This is a genomic window from Bradyrhizobium sp. SYSU BS000235, assembly GCF_049747295.1.
Lineage (GTDB): Bacteria > Pseudomonadota > Alphaproteobacteria > Rhizobiales > Xanthobacteraceae > Afipia.
The window spans coordinates 5,343,999-5,362,913 of record NZ_JBMHJM010000001.1 but is presented as its reverse complement, the minus strand read 5'-3'; the positions used below and the strand labels follow the sequence as shown (position 1 = coordinate 5,362,913).

The 18,915-nt window shown below is 55.7% G+C and carries 20 protein-coding genes and 2 pseudogenes; 13 read left to right on the top strand and 9 right to left on the bottom strand.

The window, feature by feature from the left end:
• Positions 1-531: pseudogene (locus ACP0KA_RS25310) on the bottom strand (PhnA-like protein); the annotation flags it as partial.
• A 1,111-nt stretch (positions 532-1,642) separates the two neighbouring features.
• Between ACP0KA_RS25310 and ACP0KA_RS25305 the strand changes: the two are divergent.
• The 4 genes from ACP0KA_RS25305 (at position 1,643) to ACP0KA_RS25290 (ending at position 4,940) form a co-directional block, all read left to right on the top strand.
• Positions 1,643-1,906 carry a hypothetical protein gene (locus tag ACP0KA_RS25305; protein WP_424631451.1) on the top strand — a complete coding sequence of 88 codons (264 nt, stop codon included), beginning with the start codon at positions 1,643-1,645 and terminating at the stop codon, positions 1,904-1,906.
• A gap of 1,566 nt (positions 1,907-3,472) precedes the next feature.
• On the top strand, positions 3,473-4,063 hold the full coding sequence (locus ACP0KA_RS25300; protein ID WP_424631450.1) for a hypothetical protein: 591 nt from the start codon (positions 3,473-3,475) through the stop codon (positions 4,061-4,063).
• 222 nt (positions 4,064-4,285) lie between these two features.
• A complete protein-coding gene (locus ACP0KA_RS25295; protein WP_424631449.1) occupies positions 4,286-4,615 on the top strand; it encodes a CsbD family protein in 330 nt (109 codons plus the stop codon).
• Between the two features lie 133 nt (positions 4,616-4,748).
• Positions 4,749-4,940: a DUF3606 domain-containing protein gene (locus ACP0KA_RS25290; RefSeq protein ID WP_424631448.1), complete on the top strand. Its 192-nt coding sequence runs from the start codon at positions 4,749-4,751 to the stop codon at positions 4,938-4,940.
• 243 nt (positions 4,941-5,183) lie between these two features.
• On the opposite strand, the gene ACP0KA_RS25285 is transcribed toward ACP0KA_RS25290, so the two are convergent.
• Together ACP0KA_RS25285 and ACP0KA_RS25280 are read right to left on the bottom strand one after the other, a co-directional pair.
• Positions 5,184-5,444, bottom strand: coding sequence for a GlsB/YeaQ/YmgE family stress response membrane protein (locus ACP0KA_RS25285; protein ID WP_424631447.1), 261 nt, complete (start codon positions 5,442-5,444; stop codon positions 5,184-5,186).
• 26 nt (positions 5,445-5,470) lie between these two features.
• Positions 5,471-5,923 (bottom strand): YidB family protein, encoded by a 453-nt coding sequence (locus tag ACP0KA_RS25280; RefSeq protein ID WP_424631446.1) that lies wholly within the window; start codon positions 5,921-5,923, stop codon positions 5,471-5,473.
• 829 nt (positions 5,924-6,752) lie between these two features.
• Between ACP0KA_RS25280 and ACP0KA_RS25275 the strand changes: the two genes are divergently transcribed.
• The 3 genes from ACP0KA_RS25275 (at position 6,753) to ACP0KA_RS25265 (ending at position 8,032) form a co-directional block, all read left to right on the top strand.
• On the top strand, positions 6,753-6,938 hold the full coding sequence (locus tag ACP0KA_RS25275; protein WP_424631445.1) for a CsbD family protein: 186 nt from the start codon (positions 6,753-6,755) through the stop codon (positions 6,936-6,938).
• A gap of 296 nt (positions 6,939-7,234) precedes the next feature.
• Positions 7,235-7,663: a DUF1236 domain-containing protein gene (locus ACP0KA_RS25270; protein WP_424631444.1), complete on the top strand. Its 429-nt coding sequence runs from the start codon at positions 7,235-7,237 to the stop codon at positions 7,661-7,663.
• Between the two features lie 126 nt (positions 7,664-7,789).
• Complete coding sequence (locus ACP0KA_RS25265) at positions 7,790-8,032, top strand: DUF6894 family protein (protein ID WP_424631443.1); 243 nt, start codon at positions 7,790-7,792, stop codon at positions 8,030-8,032.
• A gap of 147 nt (positions 8,033-8,179) precedes the next feature.
• On the opposite strand, the gene ACP0KA_RS25260 is transcribed toward ACP0KA_RS25265, so the two are convergent.
• The 4 genes and pseudogenes from ACP0KA_RS25260 to ACP0KA_RS25245 all read right to left on the bottom strand — a co-directional run bounded on the left by ACP0KA_RS25260 (position 8,180) and on the right by ACP0KA_RS25245 (position 10,420).
• Positions 8,180-8,359, bottom strand: coding sequence for a hypothetical protein (locus tag ACP0KA_RS25260; RefSeq protein WP_424631442.1), 180 nt, complete (start codon positions 8,357-8,359; stop codon positions 8,180-8,182).
• Between the two features lie 291 nt (positions 8,360-8,650).
• Positions 8,651-9,052, bottom strand: a pseudogene (locus ACP0KA_RS25255) (alpha/beta fold hydrolase); the annotation flags it as partial.
• Positions 9,053-9,467: 415 nt separating this feature from the next.
• Positions 9,468-10,088 (bottom strand): general stress protein, encoded by a 621-nt coding sequence (locus ACP0KA_RS25250; RefSeq protein WP_424631441.1) that lies wholly within the window; start codon positions 10,086-10,088, stop codon positions 9,468-9,470.
• 14 nt (positions 10,089-10,102) lie between these two features.
• Positions 10,103-10,420, bottom strand: coding sequence for a hypothetical protein (locus ACP0KA_RS25245; RefSeq protein WP_424631440.1), 318 nt, complete (start codon positions 10,418-10,420; stop codon positions 10,103-10,105).
• Positions 10,421-10,675: 255 nt separating this feature from the next.
• Between ACP0KA_RS25245 and ACP0KA_RS25240 the strand changes: the two genes are divergently transcribed.
• Together ACP0KA_RS25240 and ACP0KA_RS25235 are read left to right on the top strand one after the other, a co-directional pair.
• A complete protein-coding gene (locus ACP0KA_RS25240) occupies positions 10,676-11,680 on the top strand; it encodes an alpha/beta fold hydrolase (protein ID WP_424631439.1) in 1,005 nt (334 codons plus the stop codon).
• A gap of 216 nt (positions 11,681-11,896) precedes the next feature.
• Positions 11,897-13,873 carry an AI-2E family transporter gene (locus tag ACP0KA_RS25235; protein WP_424631438.1) on the top strand — a complete coding sequence of 659 codons (1,977 nt, stop codon included), beginning with the start codon at positions 11,897-11,899 and terminating at the stop codon, positions 13,871-13,873.
• Between the two features lie 817 nt (positions 13,874-14,690).
• Here the strand turns inward: ACP0KA_RS25235 and ACP0KA_RS25230 are convergent.
• The gene (locus ACP0KA_RS25230; RefSeq protein WP_424631437.1) at positions 14,691-15,017 is read right to left on the bottom strand and encodes a hypothetical protein; all 327 of its coding nucleotides are present in this window, start codon (positions 15,015-15,017) and stop codon (positions 14,691-14,693) included.
• Positions 15,018-15,462: 445 nt separating this feature from the next.
• Here ACP0KA_RS25230 and ACP0KA_RS25225 point away from each other — a divergent pair, with 445 nt between their 5' ends.
• From ACP0KA_RS25225 to ACP0KA_RS25210, 4 genes are all read left to right on the top strand, one after another.
• Positions 15,463-15,720, top strand: a complete 258-nt coding sequence (locus tag ACP0KA_RS25225; protein WP_424631436.1) for a hypothetical protein — start codon at positions 15,463-15,465, stop codon at positions 15,718-15,720.
• 490 nt (positions 15,721-16,210) lie between these two features.
• Complete coding sequence (locus ACP0KA_RS25220) at positions 16,211-16,468, top strand: hypothetical protein (protein ID WP_424631435.1); 258 nt, start codon at positions 16,211-16,213, stop codon at positions 16,466-16,468.
• 109 nt (positions 16,469-16,577) lie between these two features.
• Positions 16,578-16,847: a hypothetical protein gene (locus tag ACP0KA_RS25215; protein ID WP_424631434.1), complete on the top strand. Its 270-nt coding sequence runs from the start codon at positions 16,578-16,580 to the stop codon at positions 16,845-16,847.
• Positions 16,848-17,729: 882 nt separating this feature from the next.
• A complete protein-coding gene (locus ACP0KA_RS25210) occupies positions 17,730-17,909 on the top strand; it encodes a hypothetical protein (protein WP_424631433.1) in 180 nt (59 codons plus the stop codon).
• Between the two features lie 627 nt (positions 17,910-18,536).
• Here ACP0KA_RS25210 and ACP0KA_RS25205 read toward each other — a convergent pair.
• Entirely contained in the window at positions 18,537-18,746 is a 210-nt protein-coding gene (locus ACP0KA_RS25205; RefSeq protein WP_424631432.1) for a cold-shock protein, read from the bottom strand.
• Between the last annotated feature and the right edge of the window lie 169 nt (positions 18,747-18,915).

Below are 18,915 nucleotides of genomic sequence, written 5' to 3'. Positions count from 1 at the left end.
CGAGAACGGGTCGCCCATGTTGTCCAGTGACGGGGCGGCCGCTTGTACTGCCGTCTGTACAGCACCTCCTGCAGCCTTGCCGGCGCCGCCAACCACTGTCGAGACAGAGTTGAACGCCCCTCCAAATAGGTTCGCGGCCGCTGATGACACGAGATAAACCACGATCAGTGTTGAGACTGCCCATGCGATCAAGCCGTGATACGCAGTGGTGGTTTCTGATGGCTTTCCCGAAAGTCGGCCAGCGATATATCCCCCGATAGCCGCCGCAACGACCCCGGAGGCAACCCACCATGCCCCTGCTCCTATGGACAGCGAAGTCGCGCTCGGCGTGTCTCGCGCGACTGCGTCGATCGTTCCTAAGCCAACACCAACGCCAATCATGTTTAGAACCAGCTGCAGCACGAGCGTCATCACGGCGCCTGCGAACACGGCGCCCCATGAGATTTCGTGCACCATGATTGTTCGAACGTCTTCCGACGGCGTTACCGATGATACGCGCGGCATATCTCTATCACTTGGTACCGATGTCATGGCGAATCTCCGTCTCGGTCCCAATTAGGCTCAAGGCTCAATAAGGCGAACCCCTACTGATGCGCGTGTTCCCACCTGCGGCACCATGACGCGTCGTTTTTCGCAAGCATAAGCGCGGATTCGGTACTGCTGATTTAGCGGTTAAACCGGTCGCACGTTTTATTTGTTGCTCACCGGACCATGTACGCCCGTCGGAATCTAGATGCGCCCGCCGTAGTACCTATCAATGGAGCTGGTTGGCTCGTCACCGATAAGATTTCCCCGCTCGCGCGCGCTTGTGACTGAACCAAGGAGAGAAAGCAGAAGGCCATTTTTCAGAGGTCGGACACTGAGGAACGGCAGTGCTAAGTTAGGAGTTACGCGACCGGTGAGACTATGGTCTTTGCAAGCGAACGATATGTTCATTTCCTTGTAGACCTCTCCGGCAGACCTCCACAGCGCTGCCGAGTGTCACTGCGCGCTCTCGCGGCTTTAGAGGGATCTTGCCCATTCATCACCGAGCTAGATCAGGCGACGCGCCTATTCCTGAAACACCGCCGATTGATCGAAGCGGTGGCAAGAATGAAGTTGTCCAAGGCAAAGGACCCAGCAAAGTGGTTAACTATCGCCGTGGATGACGTGGATCTTAGGCCCTAAGATCGTACGGTCTCACCGATTAACTCCGTCATGGACCTCGAAGCGGCGGTCGCAGCTTTCCTGGCTATCCCGGGACGGACATGAAATCATCGCCTATGCACCGTCGCGAAGCTGGCAACAAAACTGCGCTGGTGCCAAAACTAACGAGTAAGGTGGCCGTCGAAGTTCCATATTGAACATGCGTCGTCACTGCGGAGCTGCGAAATACCATTCGCAGAAGGAACGTGACGTAGTCATCTACATTGTTCACTCATGAAAAGACCAATCCGGCTTGATCCGGCATGGGTCTTCGGCGGGCTTCTCGTTATCGCAGTCGCCCTGCTCTACTCCTGCCGATAGGTGCGGCGCGAGAGGTCCTTCCTCCAGCTCAGGTAAGCACTCGGCTCTCTCATCCTGCTTGATAAAGTGGTGGCCCACCTCCACACTGGAGGGTCGAGGTGATTGAGACGCTCGGATCGCCAACGCGGAGAAACTGATGGCATCACGCGAAAGAGAAATTGCAGATCGGTACACAAAAAAAACATTTGCGCATATCAAGTGGCTTAGATCTCTGTCGCCATTACAATCCATCGCGGTCCGAAGGCGCGATATCTTGCGTCACTGCCTCCTGCTCCGCGAACTGATGAGGGATGGTTACAGCTCCCCGGATCTTCCTGCCGAGGAGTTCCTTCTGCGCGCGCAAGAAAGTCTGCTTTCGCTGCGCGAGGAACGCGCTATCGCGAAGCGGGCGCTGCATTGAAACGTGCGTCGCGTCGTCGACGCACCAGAAAATCAACGGAGCTTGCTACGAACGATTATGATAATGCCGAGCGGCACGCAAAGAACCTGACGGGTCCTTCTCCGTCGTAACGATCCTTGCTTGGGTCGCTTCGGTTAGTAACAACATCTTTTCTCTCGCCCTTTAAATGGATGCCACAGCTGTTCCGTGCGCACCCACGGCCCTTCTTCAACCTCAGAGCACTGGCCCGACCGCCAAAGGCCACGCGGAGAAAAGCGCGGTTACCGCTTTCCAGACGATCGAGCACTTAAATTGCACGGGCGGTAGATGTCGTGGAACGGCAAGCCGAGCATTAGGTTTGACTGTTACCAACGCCCAGTCCGGCATTGGCTCCAATGAACTTCCCGGCTAGTTCGACCTAGCCGGGATTTTTGGACCACAAGCTAACGAGGCCGCGCCCAGTGAAACAGTCGGGCTTGCGTCATGAAATAAGGGAAGGCATGGAAAGCGATTATGTGCGTTGCGCCGCGCTTAAGTCATTTCGCATTCGGCTTTGCGATTTTAGGGCGTATTTAAAGTGTCAGACCGCCTGACCTGTGTTCCCAATTCGCTCGGTCCTGGGCTGGCTTTGGTTGATTTGAACTTGGTGTCGCCTTGCGACTTGTTAAACATCACCGCACTGCCCTCGGCGTTTATCGGTGACAGAGAGATACTTGTGCTCCCGCCTGTTCCGACAGCGGAGCATTTCCATGTCAAAGACCCAACCTGCAACGCAAGCGCAATTGCGAGCCCAAGCTGCGCATCTGCGGCAGGCGGCTCGCTCGCTTCCGCCAGGACCAGCGCGCGACGGTCTTTTGGTTCGCGCCGATAACATGGAGTCATCCGCTATCACCGAAGGTTGGGCAAACTCGTCGGGCCTTCGCGGTCCGGAAGGAAGTGCAAATGACACGTCACATTACGAGCCGCACATGGCTGCCCGAACAGATCGAAGTACTGAGAAAACTCGTTGAGGCCGGCGCATCGCCTATTAAAGCTGCGGCACGGCTCAAGCGATCAGCCGTATCAGTCCAAATGAAGGCCAAAGAGGCAGGCGTTCCGTTCCCGGATCGAAGACACGTCAAGAGGCAGCAGCAGCTTCGTGAAGCTGAGGCCCGGAAAGCTCTTGGACTCGACCTTTGACGAGATGCCTCAATGTAACCAGCGAGGGTGAGATGCCGAAATCGGAACATATCGACGACCATTCACGGACAGTCGAAACAGCAACAGAAGCCAGGCAAGGAGAACGTGGGCCAACGATCCTTGGCATTTTAGCTACGAGTACAGTTGGATCCGTCTTTCTTTTAGCGATTGTCTGGTTTGTGTTTTTCAAAACATAAGTTTCCGGGGCCTGATAGACGCTCCTGAGGATCGCTTGCCCGCGAGCCACGCGTTGAACGCGCTTGAACGGCGCTCGCTGTAATTGAACAAGGCGCGACCAATCGTCCCGTAGGGAACAGAACAGTTAGCTTTCGATTGCGATGGTGGCAACTCTCCTCAGAGGCGGCCAATGCCACAGAAGCGATCGTGAGCGTGCCGTAGCGTAACGAAATGACCGCCAATCGTCCGGCGCACGAGATCAAGATTCAAAGCAAACCGAGAAGAAGAAAGACGATGACAGCTAAATCAAAGAGAAAGAGCAATAAGGGGGTTCGAGGAACGATGAAGAAGCGAGCTCTCAACGCATCTGCGAGAACTAGCGATAAGGGCGCTCGGAAAACGATGAGAAAGCGCGACGAATCTACGGAAAAGATCCCGCAGGGTACCCTCAAAGCATCTGCAGAGCGGGTTAGTCAGGGCACTCCCCTCGTATCTGCGGAAAAGTTTTCATTTAGCCGCGTAAATCCCAGCGAGTTGAACGAGAACGCGCTGACGGAAAGCACGAAACTGCAGGGAGGCATGTTTCTTCAGAATTTCGTCCATGAGTGGTTCGAGTTCTTTGGCAAGCGGACGCGCCAGCAGATGCGTCTGATCAAGACCATTCAGGGCTGCCAGTCACTTCCGGATTTGCAGCAGGCCTACAGCGAGTTCTGGCAGAACGCATTTACCCAATATGCCGAGGAACCGCGGCGCATGCTGCAGATCACACAGGAAGCCGTGGACACCGCATCCCCTGACGCTACGAAAGCCACCCTGCATTAGGCTGTGCTGACGCGGCATGCGGACAATTACGCAGCCGACGCCGAGGAAACGTCAAGGATAGCATGGCCCGACACGTTTTCGGTCGGCGCTTAGTCTGCTCTGGGCCCAGCAGCGAGCACACTGGGAGAGCGGTCTCGGAAATCTGCGCCGAGGTGATGATCCGATCCGGTCGACGGAACCAAAAAACGACGCCAGTTAGCCTTCACATCAGGAGGATGATCTATGAACAACGATAGAATCGCAGGCGCTGCAAATGATGCAGCAGGCAAAGTCGAGGGAACGGGCGATGCCGCAATCGGTGTTGTGCAGGACCTCTATGGTCAGGCCAAAGACGTCGCGCGCGATGCTGGCGAAGCTGCGAGTAACATCGCGAAGGATGCGATGGACACCGGCACCGAATACTATCGGGAAGGTAGCCGCGCACTCGCCTCGACTGTGAAGGAGCAACCTCTCGGTTCACTACTCGTAGCAGGAGCCGTAGGCTTCATGCTGGCGTTGATGCTCAATAGATCACCGCGGCGACGAGACCTCCGCGACGACTACACTCGCTAAGGAGATCGTCGCGTTTAGCTGCCGAGCGGCGCGACGAACAGCTGCGCATGTCTCGACGCTTCCCAGGCTGTGAACTTTTGGCTCTGCCCTGGCCTATCGGAGTACTGTCAAGTTCGGCCAAGGAGGAAGCACCATGCCAGACGACCGAAATAATCGAGGAGCGCCGGACCGGGGTAAGGTCAATATCGATGAGCCCCATGAAGTGAAGTACTGGACCGATCGTCTGCGGTGCACAGAGGAAGAGCTTCAAAAAGCTGTGCGCGCGGTTGGTGTAGGGGTCTCAGCAGTCGAGGACTACATCCAAAACAAGAAGCACGGTGACTAGGCCCAGCGCCGCGCCCTTATTCCATGGGTAGTTGGGATCGATTGGCCTGCCGTTGATATCAGTGCCGATGGTGTAGCCCGGTTCTCTTCGGCGTTATCGGCGGAAGCAATGGATGAGACTGCCCACGCACCAACCGGCGATACTCGCGATCAGAAAAGGTACCGCTATCGATAGTAACGATGCCAGCTGATTAAGGTGTTCAATCCCGTTTTGCAAATAGCCCATTGTTCGACTTGCGCTCCATTAGACAACGCGTCGACGTCCTGCGATCATGCCATAAACAAGCAAAACGATAATGGCGCCGACCACGGCGCCGATCAGCCCCGCCCCCTCACCTGGACGATACCAACCGAGTGTTTGGCCAAGAAACGTCGCAACAAACGCTCCCACGATTCCCAAAATGGCTGTGAGAATGAAACCAGTCGGCTCGTTGTCTCCTGGCATTATGAACTTCGCGATAACGCCGGCTATGAACCCAATGATGATTGTCCATATAATGCCCATGCGCAGATCCTTTCGCTATTTATTGTCTAGTAGGGAAGACGGCCGTCAGGCGTATATTGGTCGACAGCCGTAGGAAGCTCGCGTGACAGTCGCGCCAAAAGTTCCTGTTGCGACAGGCCAGTTTGCTGCTCCAGCGCGGCTAACACGTCCGGACCAATGGCCTGCTTAAGTTGAGGGGCCGGAAGCTCTTTATTAGGTCCCTTATTTATCCAAGACTCTGCGGCATCTCCCTGACCGTTCTGTTTGAAGCGCTCGAGTAGTTCTTGGAGCCCGCCGCCCAAGAGCCCTCCGATCCCAGTACCCGCGAGGCCGCCACTCAAATTACCAAGCACGCCATCCAACGGTCCCTTCTCGTTGCTCGCACCGGGCTGGGTATTGCCCGCGCCCTTCAGCAACTCCGCGAGCTTGTCCCTATTCTGATAACCCGCCAGAGCGAGCAAACCCAACAACGCCGTCATCGATGGGAAACCGCGTGACATGTTTAGCTCCTGACGCTGAATGACTGCGGCGGCAACGTTCCATTCCTGCGTGGGTTCCGCATTAAACGTTAGCCGCAACAGACCAGGGGCCGAAAAGTTTGCAATCCTCGTCCATCCGGTAGCAGTTGGCCCCTCATGGTCAGAAGCTTCGCACGAACGCGCGCGCGACAAGAGGTCTCACCAGGGTGATCAACTTTGGGAGCACTTTTTAGGGCGTCGATCATGTTCTGCCAGCGTGCCATGCAGGGTGACCATCTCGCGGACGACCTCGCACGTCACCCGCGTGGGAGCTTGATCTCCTCAGCCGCGGCGCGGCTCATCGTCGCGCCACCGTTAACATAAAACTGCAGATGATGACGGCTGAACGAACAACGCGCGCCGTTTTGCTCATAGCTAGCGAGCTCGCCTAAGCGCCTCACGCTCGGTAAATTTGCCTCCGGTCGCTTTGCGATGGAAGGCCTGTTGGACCGACTGACAACAGGCAAGACGAAAGCCAGATGCTGGCCTTGCCATTCAGTACCAACGACCACGGCCATACCAGCCGCCGCCGCCGAGCAGTAGTATCAGAAGAACGATGATCAAAAGCGTGGTGGTATCCATCGCTGTGTCCTCCAAGAGCGTTTATCGCTCCATTCTCATCACGAAACGAACCGTTGTTCCTGCTGTTCCCTGCCCGCTCGCTCTGTCCCAATATGAAATGCGAGTCATAATCCGGGCGGTCTTACGAGTGGCCAGCATGTTCGGAACAAACGTACTCTCGCGATGTTCGGACCTACACACAAACAGATAGTTACGGACATGAGCGGGAATACAGATAAAAGCTGCGGGTTTGGCTAATGAGGCTCTCGGCAAGGCTAAGCAAGGCGTCGGCAGTGTCGTCGGATCCGAGAAATTGAAATCGGAAGGCGCGGCGCCAGAACTCAAAGGCGACGCTCAGAAATTATCGGGCGACGCGAAGAACACGACAAAAGAGGCCGTTGATAAGACTGCGGACGCCCTCAAGAAGCCCCTCTAACTATTTTCAGCGTCATACACTGGCCCCCGCATTTGCGGGGGCTTTCTGTTGGAGAAAACGAAAAACCAGAACCTTTCATGACACTCAACGGCCTCCATCGCCGCGAACCAGATACTGAGGACACGTCCCAGGACCGGAATGCGACTAAGTCAAAGGAAAGGCCTGCTGAGACACGACGAAAAGCGGCAAATCAACGACTTCAACAGGTGTTGGAGATTATGGGCAAACCGGCGAGCGCGTCCGGAACAGATCCAACACAAGCCTGTTCGTCCTTCACAATTCATTGGGAGAACCAAATGTTTCGTTCATACGCTAAATTCACGCTCATCCTCGCAACCGCGATCGTTCCTCTTGCGACTCCTCTTACAGCAAGTGCACAAGGTGTGCCGGGCGGCGTCGACCGCGGTGCCCGCGAAGGAGAACGCGCAGCAGGACCGGTTGGAGCCGTTGTTGGCGGCGTTCTGGGCGGAGTCGCCGGGGGCGTTGCCGGTGTCTTAGGCGTAGATGAGCGCCCTCGCTTTCGCAGCTACGTCGTTGAACAACGTCGGCCATCTTATACTTATTCGCACGATGTGGTCGTTGGCGCAGAACTACCGGCAGATGGAGTTACTTACTACGACGTTCCGCCAGAGTATGGAGCCCGCGAATACCGTTACACGGTCGTGAATGGCCGGACTGTGCTCGTCGAACCTCGAACTCGACGTATTGTTGAAATCGTTGAGTAGCCCAAGGGTCGTGATCCATTTTCGCTTAGCAAAGCGACGCCGTGTGTACGCAACACCCCTTGCTTTCGGAGATTGGAGTGCATTTGCTTCGAGCGAGTGCATGTCCGAGTTCCGACGGAGCTTTTTATGATGCCTCTTTATTTCTTTCACGTGCGCCATGTTCATCAAAGATTCGATCTAGACGGTCTCGAACTTCCCGATATCCAGGCAGCGTGGCATGAGGCGACCACCTCAGCGGGCGAGCTTTTGAAGGAATTGGATGGCGACCTCAAGCCAGGTCAAGACTGGTGTATGCAGGTCGCGGACGAATTTAAGAACCCGCTTTTTGAGATCCACATCAAGCCTACCGCCCGCATTAAGGTCGATTAGCTGTGGCCTTCCAGGCAGGCGATGACAGTCGAGGCCAGCACGCCAAAAAAGTAGCGCGACCGCTTGCGACGCCGTTGAGTGTAAGGGGTGCCGGACACACTCCTGCTCAAATCTGTAAACAGCATCGATCAATTGATGTGTCCGGTGTCAGGCCGACCATTTATCCTGTTCTTTGCGGTACTCATCTTCATTGAGACGGTCCGCCAGATCTTCCGCGACCGCAGGTGCTTGTGCCTTGGCAATTGGCTTGCCGTCCGCAGTTACGAGTTTCTCGCCCTCGACCTCAATCGGAAAATCATCGGGCTTTAGCGCCTTGTCATTCGGCATGTCATCCTCCCTCTCATCGAAAGAAAAAAAGCCGCACGGGCGTTACGCCGAGCGGCTTTTTAAGCAACTGCCAGTCAACCCGGTTCCGTTGCGCGATGATAACATCGAGAACGTGGAAAGGTTGCCTGGAATCAATCTCCCATCGCATTCAAAAAAGTCCGGAAGTTTTACTCCACTATCGAACCGTCTATTTTTCGTCGGTGTCTGGCGTCCGCGACCTTAATGAAAGCAGATGCCCCATTGCCACGCAGCCGACGTTGCAGCCGGCACGATGGCAAAGCGCCGCAGTTGACTGGTCGCCGCTACGTATTCGCCATCGTCGGTATACCTTGCGGAAGGCCCAACCATTACCAGGCGATCAAACAATTCGGGAGCCTTGATCGATGCGAGAACTCCGATCATTGCACTGACGGAGTGACCGACGAAAATGACCTTCGCCAGATTTTGCCCGCGAATAATTTCAATCAGATCGTCGGCATACCCCGACAGACTCGCATACTTCTTGTTGTCGTACGCCGAGAGATCGGAACTTCCCGCTCCTACATGATCGAACAAGACTGTTTTGAAATCGTTTTCAAAAGCCGGCGAAACGAGACGCCACATGTTTTGGTCACAGCCAAAGCCATGGGCGAAGGCCATCGCTTTGTCGCCACTTCCCCTGACTTGGACGTTATTCCTCGTGGCAACGGACATCTAGGGCCTTCCTTTGGAAGCTGAGCGTGCTTCGGAAGACCATATAGTAAAGAAGCTGTCAGCGGAAAACTTGGTGAGGATTGGCTGTATCCCGAGATTTCCCCTTTAGTGCGCTGTCGTAGGGCTAAATACCTATTATGACCGGTCCCCAACTGATCCGTGTATGTCTGTTTCCGGCGGAGTGCAGCACACAGACACCTTAAAGGACGCGCCTGCTCTGCAGACGCTACAAGAAGACCGCGCCCGACTTCTTCGCCGCAGCGAAGCGCTTGGCCAGCACACCGGCATTCTTTGAGAAGAGACCCACAGGATCGCGAGGGGGCGAATGGCCGCACGTGCACGCGATGAAGCGAAACGCGATCGTGCTGATTGGCTTAAAAGAACGGCCCGCCGAAGCGGGCCGTCTCATAAGCGATTAGCGAAGGCTGCCGCCGTAGAGCTGGCGTTCTTTGCGCACTTCATCAGCACCATACGGCTTGCTGGCGGGATCGAACGTTTTCCAGCCCGATTTCTGCCAAGCCGCGCTGCGATCACGCAAGTTGACGGCGGACTGGTTCAGAACCGCGTCAAGACGAGAACGATCTGCCTCCGGAACGCGTGCGGAGACAAGCGTGCCGCCGCGTCGAACACCTTCGGCGTACGAATGCGCATCTTCTTCTGAAACGCCAGCTTCCGTGAGTGCACCTACGATACCACCCGTTGCGGCGCCCGCTGCGGCGCCGACTGCCGTTGCGGCCAGCCATCCGGCGGCAACCACTGGTCCGAGCCCGGGGATCGCGAGCAAGCCAAGGCCAGCGAGCAAGCCAGCCGCGCCGCCAACACCTGCGCCGATGCCGGCGCCCTTTCCTGCTCCCTCGGCGCGATCGTCGACGCCATCGTGGTCGCGATCGACCTTTTTGTCAGTGCTGAACCAATTGTCGGAATTATTGGATACAATGCTGATGTCGGAATGCGGCACCCCGGCCGCTTCAAGGTTCTGAACGGCTTTTTGGGCTTCAGCATAATTATCGTAAAGTCGAGAAATTGTAGTGGTCATGTGGAATCCTCCCGTTACTTTGCAGCGTTGATGTTGCCTTGGAAATCGACGCTGACCGCCGCGGAGGAGCCATTCTTGCTTGCCTTGCCACGCCAAACACCGTTGTCATCCTTTTTAAGTTCAGAGACGTTCGTATAGCCGGCGTCTTCGATTTTCGATTTGGCCTGGCCTTCCGTAAAACTGTTGCGACCCGCAACAGGTGCATTCGAATTGTTCTGCCCCGAGCTGTTGACCGCGTTGTTGTTGGGTCCCGACTGCGCCGGTGGACTCTGAGCTGATGCTGTCGTCACGGCAAGAAGACCGATGCAGGCGAAGAGAATTGAGCGTTTCATTGTGTTCTCCAAGAGAGTAGGAGCGCTCGTAACCTTTCGTTACCGTGTTAGTTCCTCAGCCAAGACGAATGAGTCGCCTGCTGCGGTGAATGGCCGCGAAATGATGCTTGATCATCTAAGATTCAAGGAAGAGAGCTAAAGTATCATTCGCATGCGTTTGCGGGAATGGAACGAACGGACATCTCGCCCATTCACTCAGTGCTGCAACATTCCTCAATATCTGAGTCATCGTGCAGTCCGACCAAGGTCCTGCACATGGCGCTTGCGCACAGGCGATCCCCATCATTGCTATCAAACTGTCTCGCCGTGGCGAGGAACTATCCGGGAGCGACCGCCGCCGTTACGGCAGCAGGTGTTCTGGTGGCGACGGCGATCGTCAACCGGCAGCTTGCCAAGAAGGCGCAGCGCGATAATCCCCCGCAGGGGCAATTCGTCGACATCGACGGGGTGCGTCTGCATTACGTGGAACGCGGAGACGGCCGGCCGCTGGTTCTGTTTCACGGCAACGGCAGCATGATCCAGGACTTCGAGTCGAGCGGCCTGATTGATCTGGCGGCTGATAATTACAGGGTGATCGTGTTCGACCGCCCAGGATTTGGACATAGCTTGCGCCCCCGGAATGTCGTTTGGACCGCGGAGGCGCAAGCGGATCTGTTCATGAAGGCATTTGATCAGCTGAATGTCCAGAAGGCGATCGTGCTTGGACATTCGTGGGGAGCGTCTGTCGCCGTAGCCCTCGCGACCAGGCATCCTTCTTTTGTCGAGGCGCTGGTGCTGGCATCGGGATATTACTTTCCAACTGCGCGCTTCGACGTAGCGGCCTTGTCGGCCCCCGCTATACCGGGGCTTGGCGATATCTTCAGCGCCACCATCTCACCGATCGCCAGCCGGTTGCTGTGGCCGGCCATGTTGCGCAAGATGTTCGGGCCGCGATCGGTTCCCGAGAAGTTTGCTGGCTTTCCTAAGGAAATGGCCGTCCGGCCATCACAGATCCGCGCCGGCGCAGCGGAAACGGCGTTGATGATCCCCGCCGCATTTGCGTCCGCAAAGACATACAACGAACTTGCGATGCCGACGATCATTCTTGCAGGCGAAAATGACCGCGTGATCGATATCGATGAGCAGTCAGGCAGGCTGCATGACGAAGTGAAGCAAAGCAAATTTTATCGTATCGCGGGAGCCGGCCACATGATCCAACAGTCCTCAACCGATCATTTGATGGCAGCGATCGATGAAGCGGCTGCAGAAACACTGCACTGATCGACCCGCCACATCGATGTAGGTTTTACAACTCTACCGAAAGACGCGGATGCTAACGGCATTAAATGCGCGGCAAAATGCCTTTCGTACGGAACAGACCCATCAGGTGCCCATTAGCCAACATTAATATCGGAGCGGCGCAAGGAAATGCCCACGCAGCTGACGCGTTGGCGCACGCGACGACATGTAGTTCAGGTGCATTAGCGTAGGACTATAATGAGCTCTGTCATCAGAAAGGCAGTAACCCGGCGATCCTCTGAAGCGCTTATCGCCCTACTCAGTTCTGTGGCATTCACGATAATCGGAGCACTACTCATTGCAGCCCTATATTTCGGTCGCGAAATATTTGTCCCCTTAGCGCTCGCGATACTCTTGAGCTTTGTTCTCGCACCTGTTGTGGGGCTTCTGCAGCGTATCCGTGTGCCTCGCGGCCTCGCTGTCGTCGGCGTCGTGGTCCTCGCATTCATCGCGATTTTCGGTTTGGGGAGCCTGGTGGCCCAACAGTTGACCCAGTTGGCGGGAGACTTGCCGCGCTACGAAGCGACGATGCGTGAGAAAATCAAGTCGGTCCGCGGTGCGGCGGCAAGTAGCGGCACGCTCGAGCGCGCGGCGGACATGCTCCAGGAACTAAGCAAGGAACTAGACAAGCCTAAGGACGCGAAATCGATCAAAGACGGTGTCGGAGCGCCGACGATTGCGCCGGTTAAACCGGTACCGGTCGAAGTGCGACAGCCAGACCCAGGAGCCCTGGAAAGCATCCGCGCACTCATTGCGCCACTGCTTCATCCGTTGGCGACGACTGGTATCATTATCATCTTCGTCATTTTCATCCTGCTTCAGCGAGAGGATTTACGAAATCGTCTCATCAGGCTCGCAGGTTCGCATGACTTGCAGCGGACCACCGCGGCGCTCGACGATGCCGCAAGCCGCCTCAGTCGCTTACTTTTAATCCAGCTGCTTCTGAACTCAGCTTTTGGTTTGATTATTGGGGTCGGTCTATCCTTTATCGGCGTCCCAAGTGCGATCTTATGGGGCGTTCTGGCCGGTGTGCTTCGCTTTGTCCCCTACATCGGTGCAGTCATCTCGGCTGCGTTTCCTCTCGCGTTAGCGGCTGCGGTTGACCCCAGTTGGTCGATGCTGCTCTGGACATTGGCGCTATTCGTCGTCGTAGAGCCTATCGTTGGTCACGTCATTGAGCCTATGGTGTATGGACAGAGTACCGGGCTTTCTCCGGTCGCCATTGTTGCCTCCGCGACGTTTTGGACCGCGTTGTGGGGACCGATTGGACTTGTCCTTGCCACGCCCCTGACCGTCTGCCTTGTGGTCCTCGGGCGACATATCGAGCGCTTGGAATTTCTTGACGTAATTTTCGGCGATAAACCTGCCCTCTCGCCTGCGGAGATGTTCTATCAACGGATGCTTGCCGGCGATCCGACTGAAGCTGCCGAAAAGGCCGAAGCATTCTTGAAGGAAAAATCTCTATCCGCTTACTTTGACGAGGTCGCGATCAAGGGCTTGCAGCTGGCACAGATTGACGCCAAGAGAGGGGCATTAGATTACACTCGCATGTCCAAAATTCGCGACGCGGTCGATGAATTCGCCAGCGACCTTTCCGATCAGGTTGATTTTGAGCCCGAGGTGACAGCGCACACGAAGGATTCGGAAGCTGCAGCTGCCGTTGAGTCCATCTCTGACATCGCAGTCGCCAATTTACCTGCGCTTCAGAAGCAGGATCTCGAACCAAACTGGCAGGGTGAATGCCCCGTGCTATGCGTGGCCGCGCGGACGCCGCTTGATGAAGCTGCGGCGAGACTATTTGGGCAACTTGCGAATGCGCATGGACTAGCCGCTCGGATCAAGCCCGCCGAAGCGCTTTCGACAGCAAACATCTTTCGGCTTGAGACGGCTGGCGTCGCGTTAGTATGCCTGTCCTATCTTGACGTCAGCAGTCCCGCTCACATGCGTTATGCGGTCCAACGCCTTCGTCGCAAGCTGCCCAACGCGGCGATCATGATTGGTTGCTGGGCCGAGGATTTCGACAGCGAATCGCTGGAAGCGCTGCGTGCGACGGCAAAGGCCGACATCGCTGCAGGCAGCCTACGTGAAGCTATCGCGACCTGTCACGCGATGGCATCGCAGCAAGAAACAATCCCAAATCAGGGAACGCCATTGGCGATAGGGGCTATCCGTTAAGCTCAGGAGCCAGGGCGCGCGACGTAGCAAGCCGCTGTAACCAACCTTGATAGCAAAACTTCGTCCACCCACCGAGGAGGACGTCATGACACATGCTGATAGGAAGACCGTAACGATCCTCGACGAGATCGACGCACATATCGAGCGGCTTAAACCACTCGCCCCCTCGGACGCAGTAGCTCTCCAACGCACACACTCTTTGCTCTGCTGCATTCAGTTTCGTGCCTGGATTAGAAGCGGAAGGGCGTCGGTTCGCGGTGTCCCGCTCGCGAAGGCGCTCAAGCAAGAGCAGCACTTGCTTTTGATCGCGAGAAAGCTGCGCAAGACTGGATGTTGGCAAGCCTTGCTGCAATAAAAGACGAAGTTTCCAGGGGCGCACGCCTGTCAGCTGGACAACTCAGCCATGGTGCTGAGCAACCCGTAATGGAGTTCACAATCGACGTGTAAGTTGCACTTACACGGGAGCCGGTCGGGCGCCGTCTCTACCTTTCGCTTAACCTTACGCCAAGGTCCGAACCTTTCCTCTCGGCGATGCCCGATGAGAAAAGCCCTATGGGTTGAGATTTATCTCTAGGATTCCGGGCTGTGGCGATCTGAAACAATAAAATCTCAGCGCGCCGCCATCTGATGTTGACCGGAATGTCACCTGAGCGCTCCCGTCCCATTGGTTCAACTCCGTAACTAAATCCTGCACGGTCAACAGCTTGTCGATTTCGGGCGCGTATCTTACCGGTGGCACACCGCCTCGGCTCACGTCATCGCTCTGATTCATGACCAAATCCTCTTGTGGGCACAATCAACTCATGACCGCTCGCTTTTACTTCTCACGGATCTTGTGGCGCTTCATCCGCTGCCAACGCAGGAGCCATGACAGACACACGATTAAGCCGCCCCCCGTGATTGCAAGAAATGGATAATTGGAAATATCCAAGCTATAGAACTTGCCAAAGAAAAACAGCGCAACGGCGAAAGTCGCGGTTGAGACAACGGCATATGTGCCAAAGCTGTCTCCCGGATACGGCAAGCTTTCTTTTGTGACCGGGGGCGGGAGATCCTTGCGCCGATCAGTCGTCACGAGAGCAATGCCATTCCCAAAACGACCAAGCCGCAGCACAGGGGGATAATAATCGGAGGGACGAGCCAATCTCGGATGCGGAATAGTCCTTCATGTGACATACGAAATCTCCCCGAGCCTGCGGTTTACGAAGCTCTTCTTGCGCACCGTGGTAGGCGTCGTGCTTGGCGCTGACTAGATCGCCCTATCGTCTTGAATGACGAGCTTGGCTTCGCTTTGAGCGGCTGAATTCGCACTTCATTCGGCCTGCTTCAAAATCGCAAGACCGCTTCTTTCAAGAAAACGATCTTCAGGTGCTTTATACAGCTGTAGGTCTATGATCCAGATTACAATGGGAGGGCGCTCGTTTTAAAAATATCGCTGACAAAATGGTGCTAACCGCCTTGGTCTCACGCCGCATTCGGCAACCTTCTCCCATCGATGTAGTGACGGAACTAAGTTCCAGCTGTTGGATTGAGCCTGCATCAGGCGACACGACGCGTATTTCGATGGTCACGTAGAGCGGAGCGGGTCAATGAGTACTAGAACGCGACGGGAATTGGTCACCTTCAAGCATCCAGCACGCATCAAGGGAGTTGATCGAACCATCCCCGCCGGAAGCTATGAAGTGGTCACCGATGAAGAAATGATCGAGGGAATTTCCTTCCCCGTTTATCGGCGCGTTGCCACGTTGATCCTATTACCAAGCGAGCACGGCTCATCGATGGAGATGATATCTATCGGATCCGTTGATTTATCGGACGCGCAATTGGCCGACGCGAGTATACCGTGAGCCATCCCGGATGCGCAGGTGATCAGCATAGAAGGCCACGGATCTCCGAGTATTCTCGTGGAAGCGAGCAGCATTCGGCCAGCCTACCCGCGATTCTAAAGGCTCAAAACGGACCACTCTAATGTCGAACTCCTGAATGGGATCGCTTTGCCGCTCTGATCCGTCGGCTTAGCAGCATCCCGCATTGGGAACGGGCGGCAATCTCCCGTGCTTCGCTGCGATATTGCTTGGAGCTACGTAGAACTTCGCGCACGGCCCACGCTACATTGCGCGAGCTTCTGCAGGACACGCAGCAGACCATGTTGGATCTTCGAAAGATTCGCCAAAACAGGCGTTAAACGAGTTCAATTAACCAAAAAGAGGACGCCCGGTTAAGAGCGCGGCGCGCATCCCAAATAAGGCAAGTAGAGGGGTTCTCCTACGCCAAGTTCCGCGATCACTCTATCGGCATTGAACACTAAAGACTCGCATTCTGAAGGCCCGTGGGCGCATGGTCAACCATCACCCTGCACACCGGCAATTACTGGTGACTGGGAGTTTTGCGCTCCCGCCGATCAGGGAGCTAATTGTGCAAGAATACAGAGCGTATTTCATTGGTCATGATGGCCATTTCATCAAAGCAGCAGATTTACTCTGCCCTGATGACGAGGATGCGATCAAAACGGCCAAACAACTTATTGACGGGCTCAGCATCGAGCTCTGGCAGGGCGGCCGTCAAGTCGCAAAATTCGATGCGAACGGAGAGTGAGACCGTTAGCAACCCCGCACTCCTCACACGTGGTTGGCACAATGAAGTACTTCGGGATCTTGGAGCCTAGGCAGTCAAAACCTTTTAGCTCGGCAACGCGGAGGATGTGATGGCGTTCGAAATTCAGACGACGACAGCCCTCCGTCTTGCGAATGAATTCCGCGATATCCTTGGACGGGCGGACGCGCTGTCGCCACAAGAACTTGCCGACCAATTGCGTAAAAACATCCTGGAACGCTGCACGGTACTTCGATCCCTCGTCGCTGCCAACATTGACGGGCAATCCCGCGCGCAGGTCATCGAATGTCTGAAATCTGAGCAGCGCATCCTGATCATGGCTCGGGATTTCAGGAGGAGCGGCGTCGAGGCCCTGCAATAAAAAGCCGCGCTCCGGTCAAGGAGCGCGGCTAACGTCATCAAATAAGGCAAGCCGGAAAGGACAATTGTACACCTTTCTCGTGAATACCCCACGAGCAAAAACCGGGACACTTCAGCGCTGGGTGGTTTCCAGAGGCCAATTTTCTGTTGGACAAGCGCCCGATCGAACCCAAACCCAACATGTTAGTTGGTGAGCATCACCGCCCCGCCATTGGCTTCTATCGGTGATGAGATCGCGCTTCGGTCCCGCCTTAACGTAATGGACCCGCCATGTGCGAAAAATGCGCAGAAAACATCGCGCGAATTGCCAAGTATCGCTGCATTAGACGCGCAGTATCGGACCGGCAGACCTCAGAGGCAATCGACGGCCTGATCGTTGAACTAGACGCCGAGATCACCGCGCTTCATCCCAGCGGGCTTTTCCAGACAGTCGGACGCCAGAGAGAATGAGAGCGGTCACGACCAATCCCACTACGCCCTAGCCGCGGGCATTGATCATGACCGCCGCTCGAGCATCAACAAGCAGCCACAGCACCCCGAAGGTCACGACAACGAGAACCTTGGCGAAGATCACTGAGAAAAACTAGTTGCTTTGCGTGGCACCGAGAACGTCATTCGCGCTCCACAATTCACTAAGCAGCCTTTACGCAGGAAGAGGCATCTTTATTTAGACAGACGGCCGATGAACGCATCGATCGAAATGAAGCCGAAAGACTTCTCAACATCTCACTTTTTTGATGGCCTTGTCCACCTCGGCCTCCCGCCGTTTCATTCGGATTCGGGGCGCCGGAATAGACCGGTTTGCCGACCGCGAGAGAATTGATTTCTAGCCTAAAGACTCGCGTGGAACTCTGAGGTACGTTCGCCTCCAGAGGGCCTCGCGATGCCAAAAGAATTCCGGGCGTATCTGCTCGATAGAAACAGCCACATCGTGAAGGCGATCGATCTTCAGGCTGAGGACGACACTGAGGCAAGCGACGCCGTACTCGATCTCGCTAAGAACGGCGATGTCGAAGTCTGGGAAGGCTCGCGGGTCGTGGTCCGCATCCCGAAGGTTGACTAAAAGAACGAACGTGAGGCACCAAAACAGCCTCCCAACGTTCAAAGTTTTTGGGGAGGAAGCGCATTGCCGCCGCATCCAGCCGCCAAGGGCTCTGCGAAGATCGAACACCACGAAAGCAAAGAGCAGTTCGCGATTTCGCCGGCCCAGGTCACATGGGAATGGACTCCCGTTTTGGGGCGAAGAACGAGGTTTATTTCGAGGGAAGGGTCAATCATCCAACGCTGGGGCCGCTTGCCTCTCGCATTTGGCAGTATCCCCGAGAGGTTCGAGATTCGACCGAGACGAACGTCGGAAAGCACACCTTGATTGATGACTTCGACCTCGCATTAGAGCCCGAAGGCGGTCCAACGTCTTAGTTGCGACTCGCCGTCGATTGCCAAAGGCTCGCGGGTAATCTCGCTCTCCAATCAATTTGAGCAAGCCAAGACCCTTTGTCTGTCACTGGGGCAAGCTGCTGTGCGGTCGGAAAGCCAACATACCAAAGGTGGTCACGGCGTTGGCGGGCAATGGCCGGCACCGATCAGAGCGTCACTGCCCGCCCCTGCTGCGAGGTTTTATCGTTTTATTAGATCCGTAAACGAGTTTGAGGAACACCATTCCGCTACATCCGCGGAATGGCGTCGCCTGTTAGATCAGGGAGAGATTCTCCGCGCTCGACTTACCGCGCATCCTGTCGGTCTTGATCTCGTAGGAGACCTTCTGACCTTCGGCGAGGCCGGTCAGGCCTGCGCGCTCCACTGCGCTGATGTGAACGAACACATCGGTCCCACCGTCATTTGGTTGGATGAAGCCAAAGCCCTTTTGGCCGTTGAACCACTTCACTGTACCTGTTGTCATATTGCTTTCCTCCAGGCGCACGAATGCGCGTTCTCGCGCAGCATCGCGCGGACCTATCCAATCTTCAGCGATGTCTTTGGAAAGGGGCCATAGGCGCATTAACAAAAGCAGCGCCAGCAATCGAATAGAAGTATTTTAGCATCTTTGGCCCAAGAGGCCAGAACTCAAT

Excerpts from the sequence above, each read along its gene's own strand:
- ACP0KA_RS25250 (WP_424631441.1), bottom strand. The coding sequence starts at position 10,088 with ATGACCACTACAATTTCTCGACTTTACGATAATTATGCTGAAGCCCAA.
- ACP0KA_RS25295 (WP_424631449.1), top strand. The coding sequence starts at position 4,286 with ATGAACAACGATAGAATCGCAGGCGCTGCAAATGATGCAGCAGGCAAA.
- ACP0KA_RS25210 (WP_424631433.1), top strand. The coding sequence starts at position 17,730 with ATGCCAAAAGAATTCCGGGCGTATCTGCTCGATAGAAACAGCCACATC.
- ACP0KA_RS25225 (WP_424631436.1), top strand. The coding sequence starts at position 15,463 with ATGAGTACTAGAACGCGACGGGAATTGGTCACCTTCAAGCATCCAGCA.
- ACP0KA_RS25285 (WP_424631447.1), bottom strand. The coding sequence starts at position 5,444 with ATGGGCATTATATGGACAATCATCATTGGGTTCATAGCCGGCGTTATC.
- ACP0KA_RS25290 (WP_424631448.1), top strand. The coding sequence starts at position 4,749 with ATGCCAGACGACCGAAATAATCGAGGAGCGCCGGACCGGGGTAAGGTC.
- ACP0KA_RS25270 (WP_424631444.1), top strand. The coding sequence starts at position 7,235 with ATGTTTCGTTCATACGCTAAATTCACGCTCATCCTCGCAACCGCGATC.
- ACP0KA_RS25300 (WP_424631450.1), top strand. The coding sequence starts at position 3,473 with ATGACCGCCAATCGTCCGGCGCACGAGATCAAGATTCAAAGCAAACCG.
- ACP0KA_RS25245 (WP_424631440.1), bottom strand. The coding sequence starts at position 10,420 with ATGAAACGCTCAATTCTCTTCGCCTGCATCGGTCTTCTTGCCGTGACG.
- ACP0KA_RS25265 (WP_424631443.1), top strand. The coding sequence starts at position 7,790 with ATGATGCCTCTTTATTTCTTTCACGTGCGCCATGTTCATCAAAGATTC.
- ACP0KA_RS25305 (WP_424631451.1), top strand. The coding sequence starts at position 1,643 with ATGGCATCACGCGAAAGAGAAATTGCAGATCGGTACACAAAAAAAACA.
- ACP0KA_RS25235 (WP_424631438.1), top strand. The coding sequence starts at position 11,897 with ATGAGCTCTGTCATCAGAAAGGCAGTAACCCGGCGATCCTCTGAAGCG.
- ACP0KA_RS25220 (WP_424631435.1), top strand. The coding sequence starts at position 16,211 with ATGGTCAACCATCACCCTGCACACCGGCAATTACTGGTGACTGGGAGT.
- ACP0KA_RS25260 (WP_424631442.1), bottom strand. The coding sequence starts at position 8,359 with ATGCCGAATGACAAGGCGCTAAAGCCCGATGATTTTCCGATTGAGGTC.
- ACP0KA_RS25240 (WP_424631439.1), top strand. The coding sequence starts at position 10,676 with ATGGCGCTTGCGCACAGGCGATCCCCATCATTGCTATCAAACTGTCTC.
- ACP0KA_RS25205 (WP_424631432.1), bottom strand. The coding sequence starts at position 18,746 with ATGACAACAGGTACAGTGAAGTGGTTCAACGGCCAAAAGGGCTTTGGC.
- ACP0KA_RS25215 (WP_424631434.1), top strand. The coding sequence starts at position 16,578 with ATGGCGTTCGAAATTCAGACGACGACAGCCCTCCGTCTTGCGAATGAA.
- ACP0KA_RS25280 (WP_424631446.1), bottom strand. The coding sequence starts at position 5,923 with ATGTCACGCGGTTTCCCATCGATGACGGCGTTGTTGGGTTTGCTCGCT.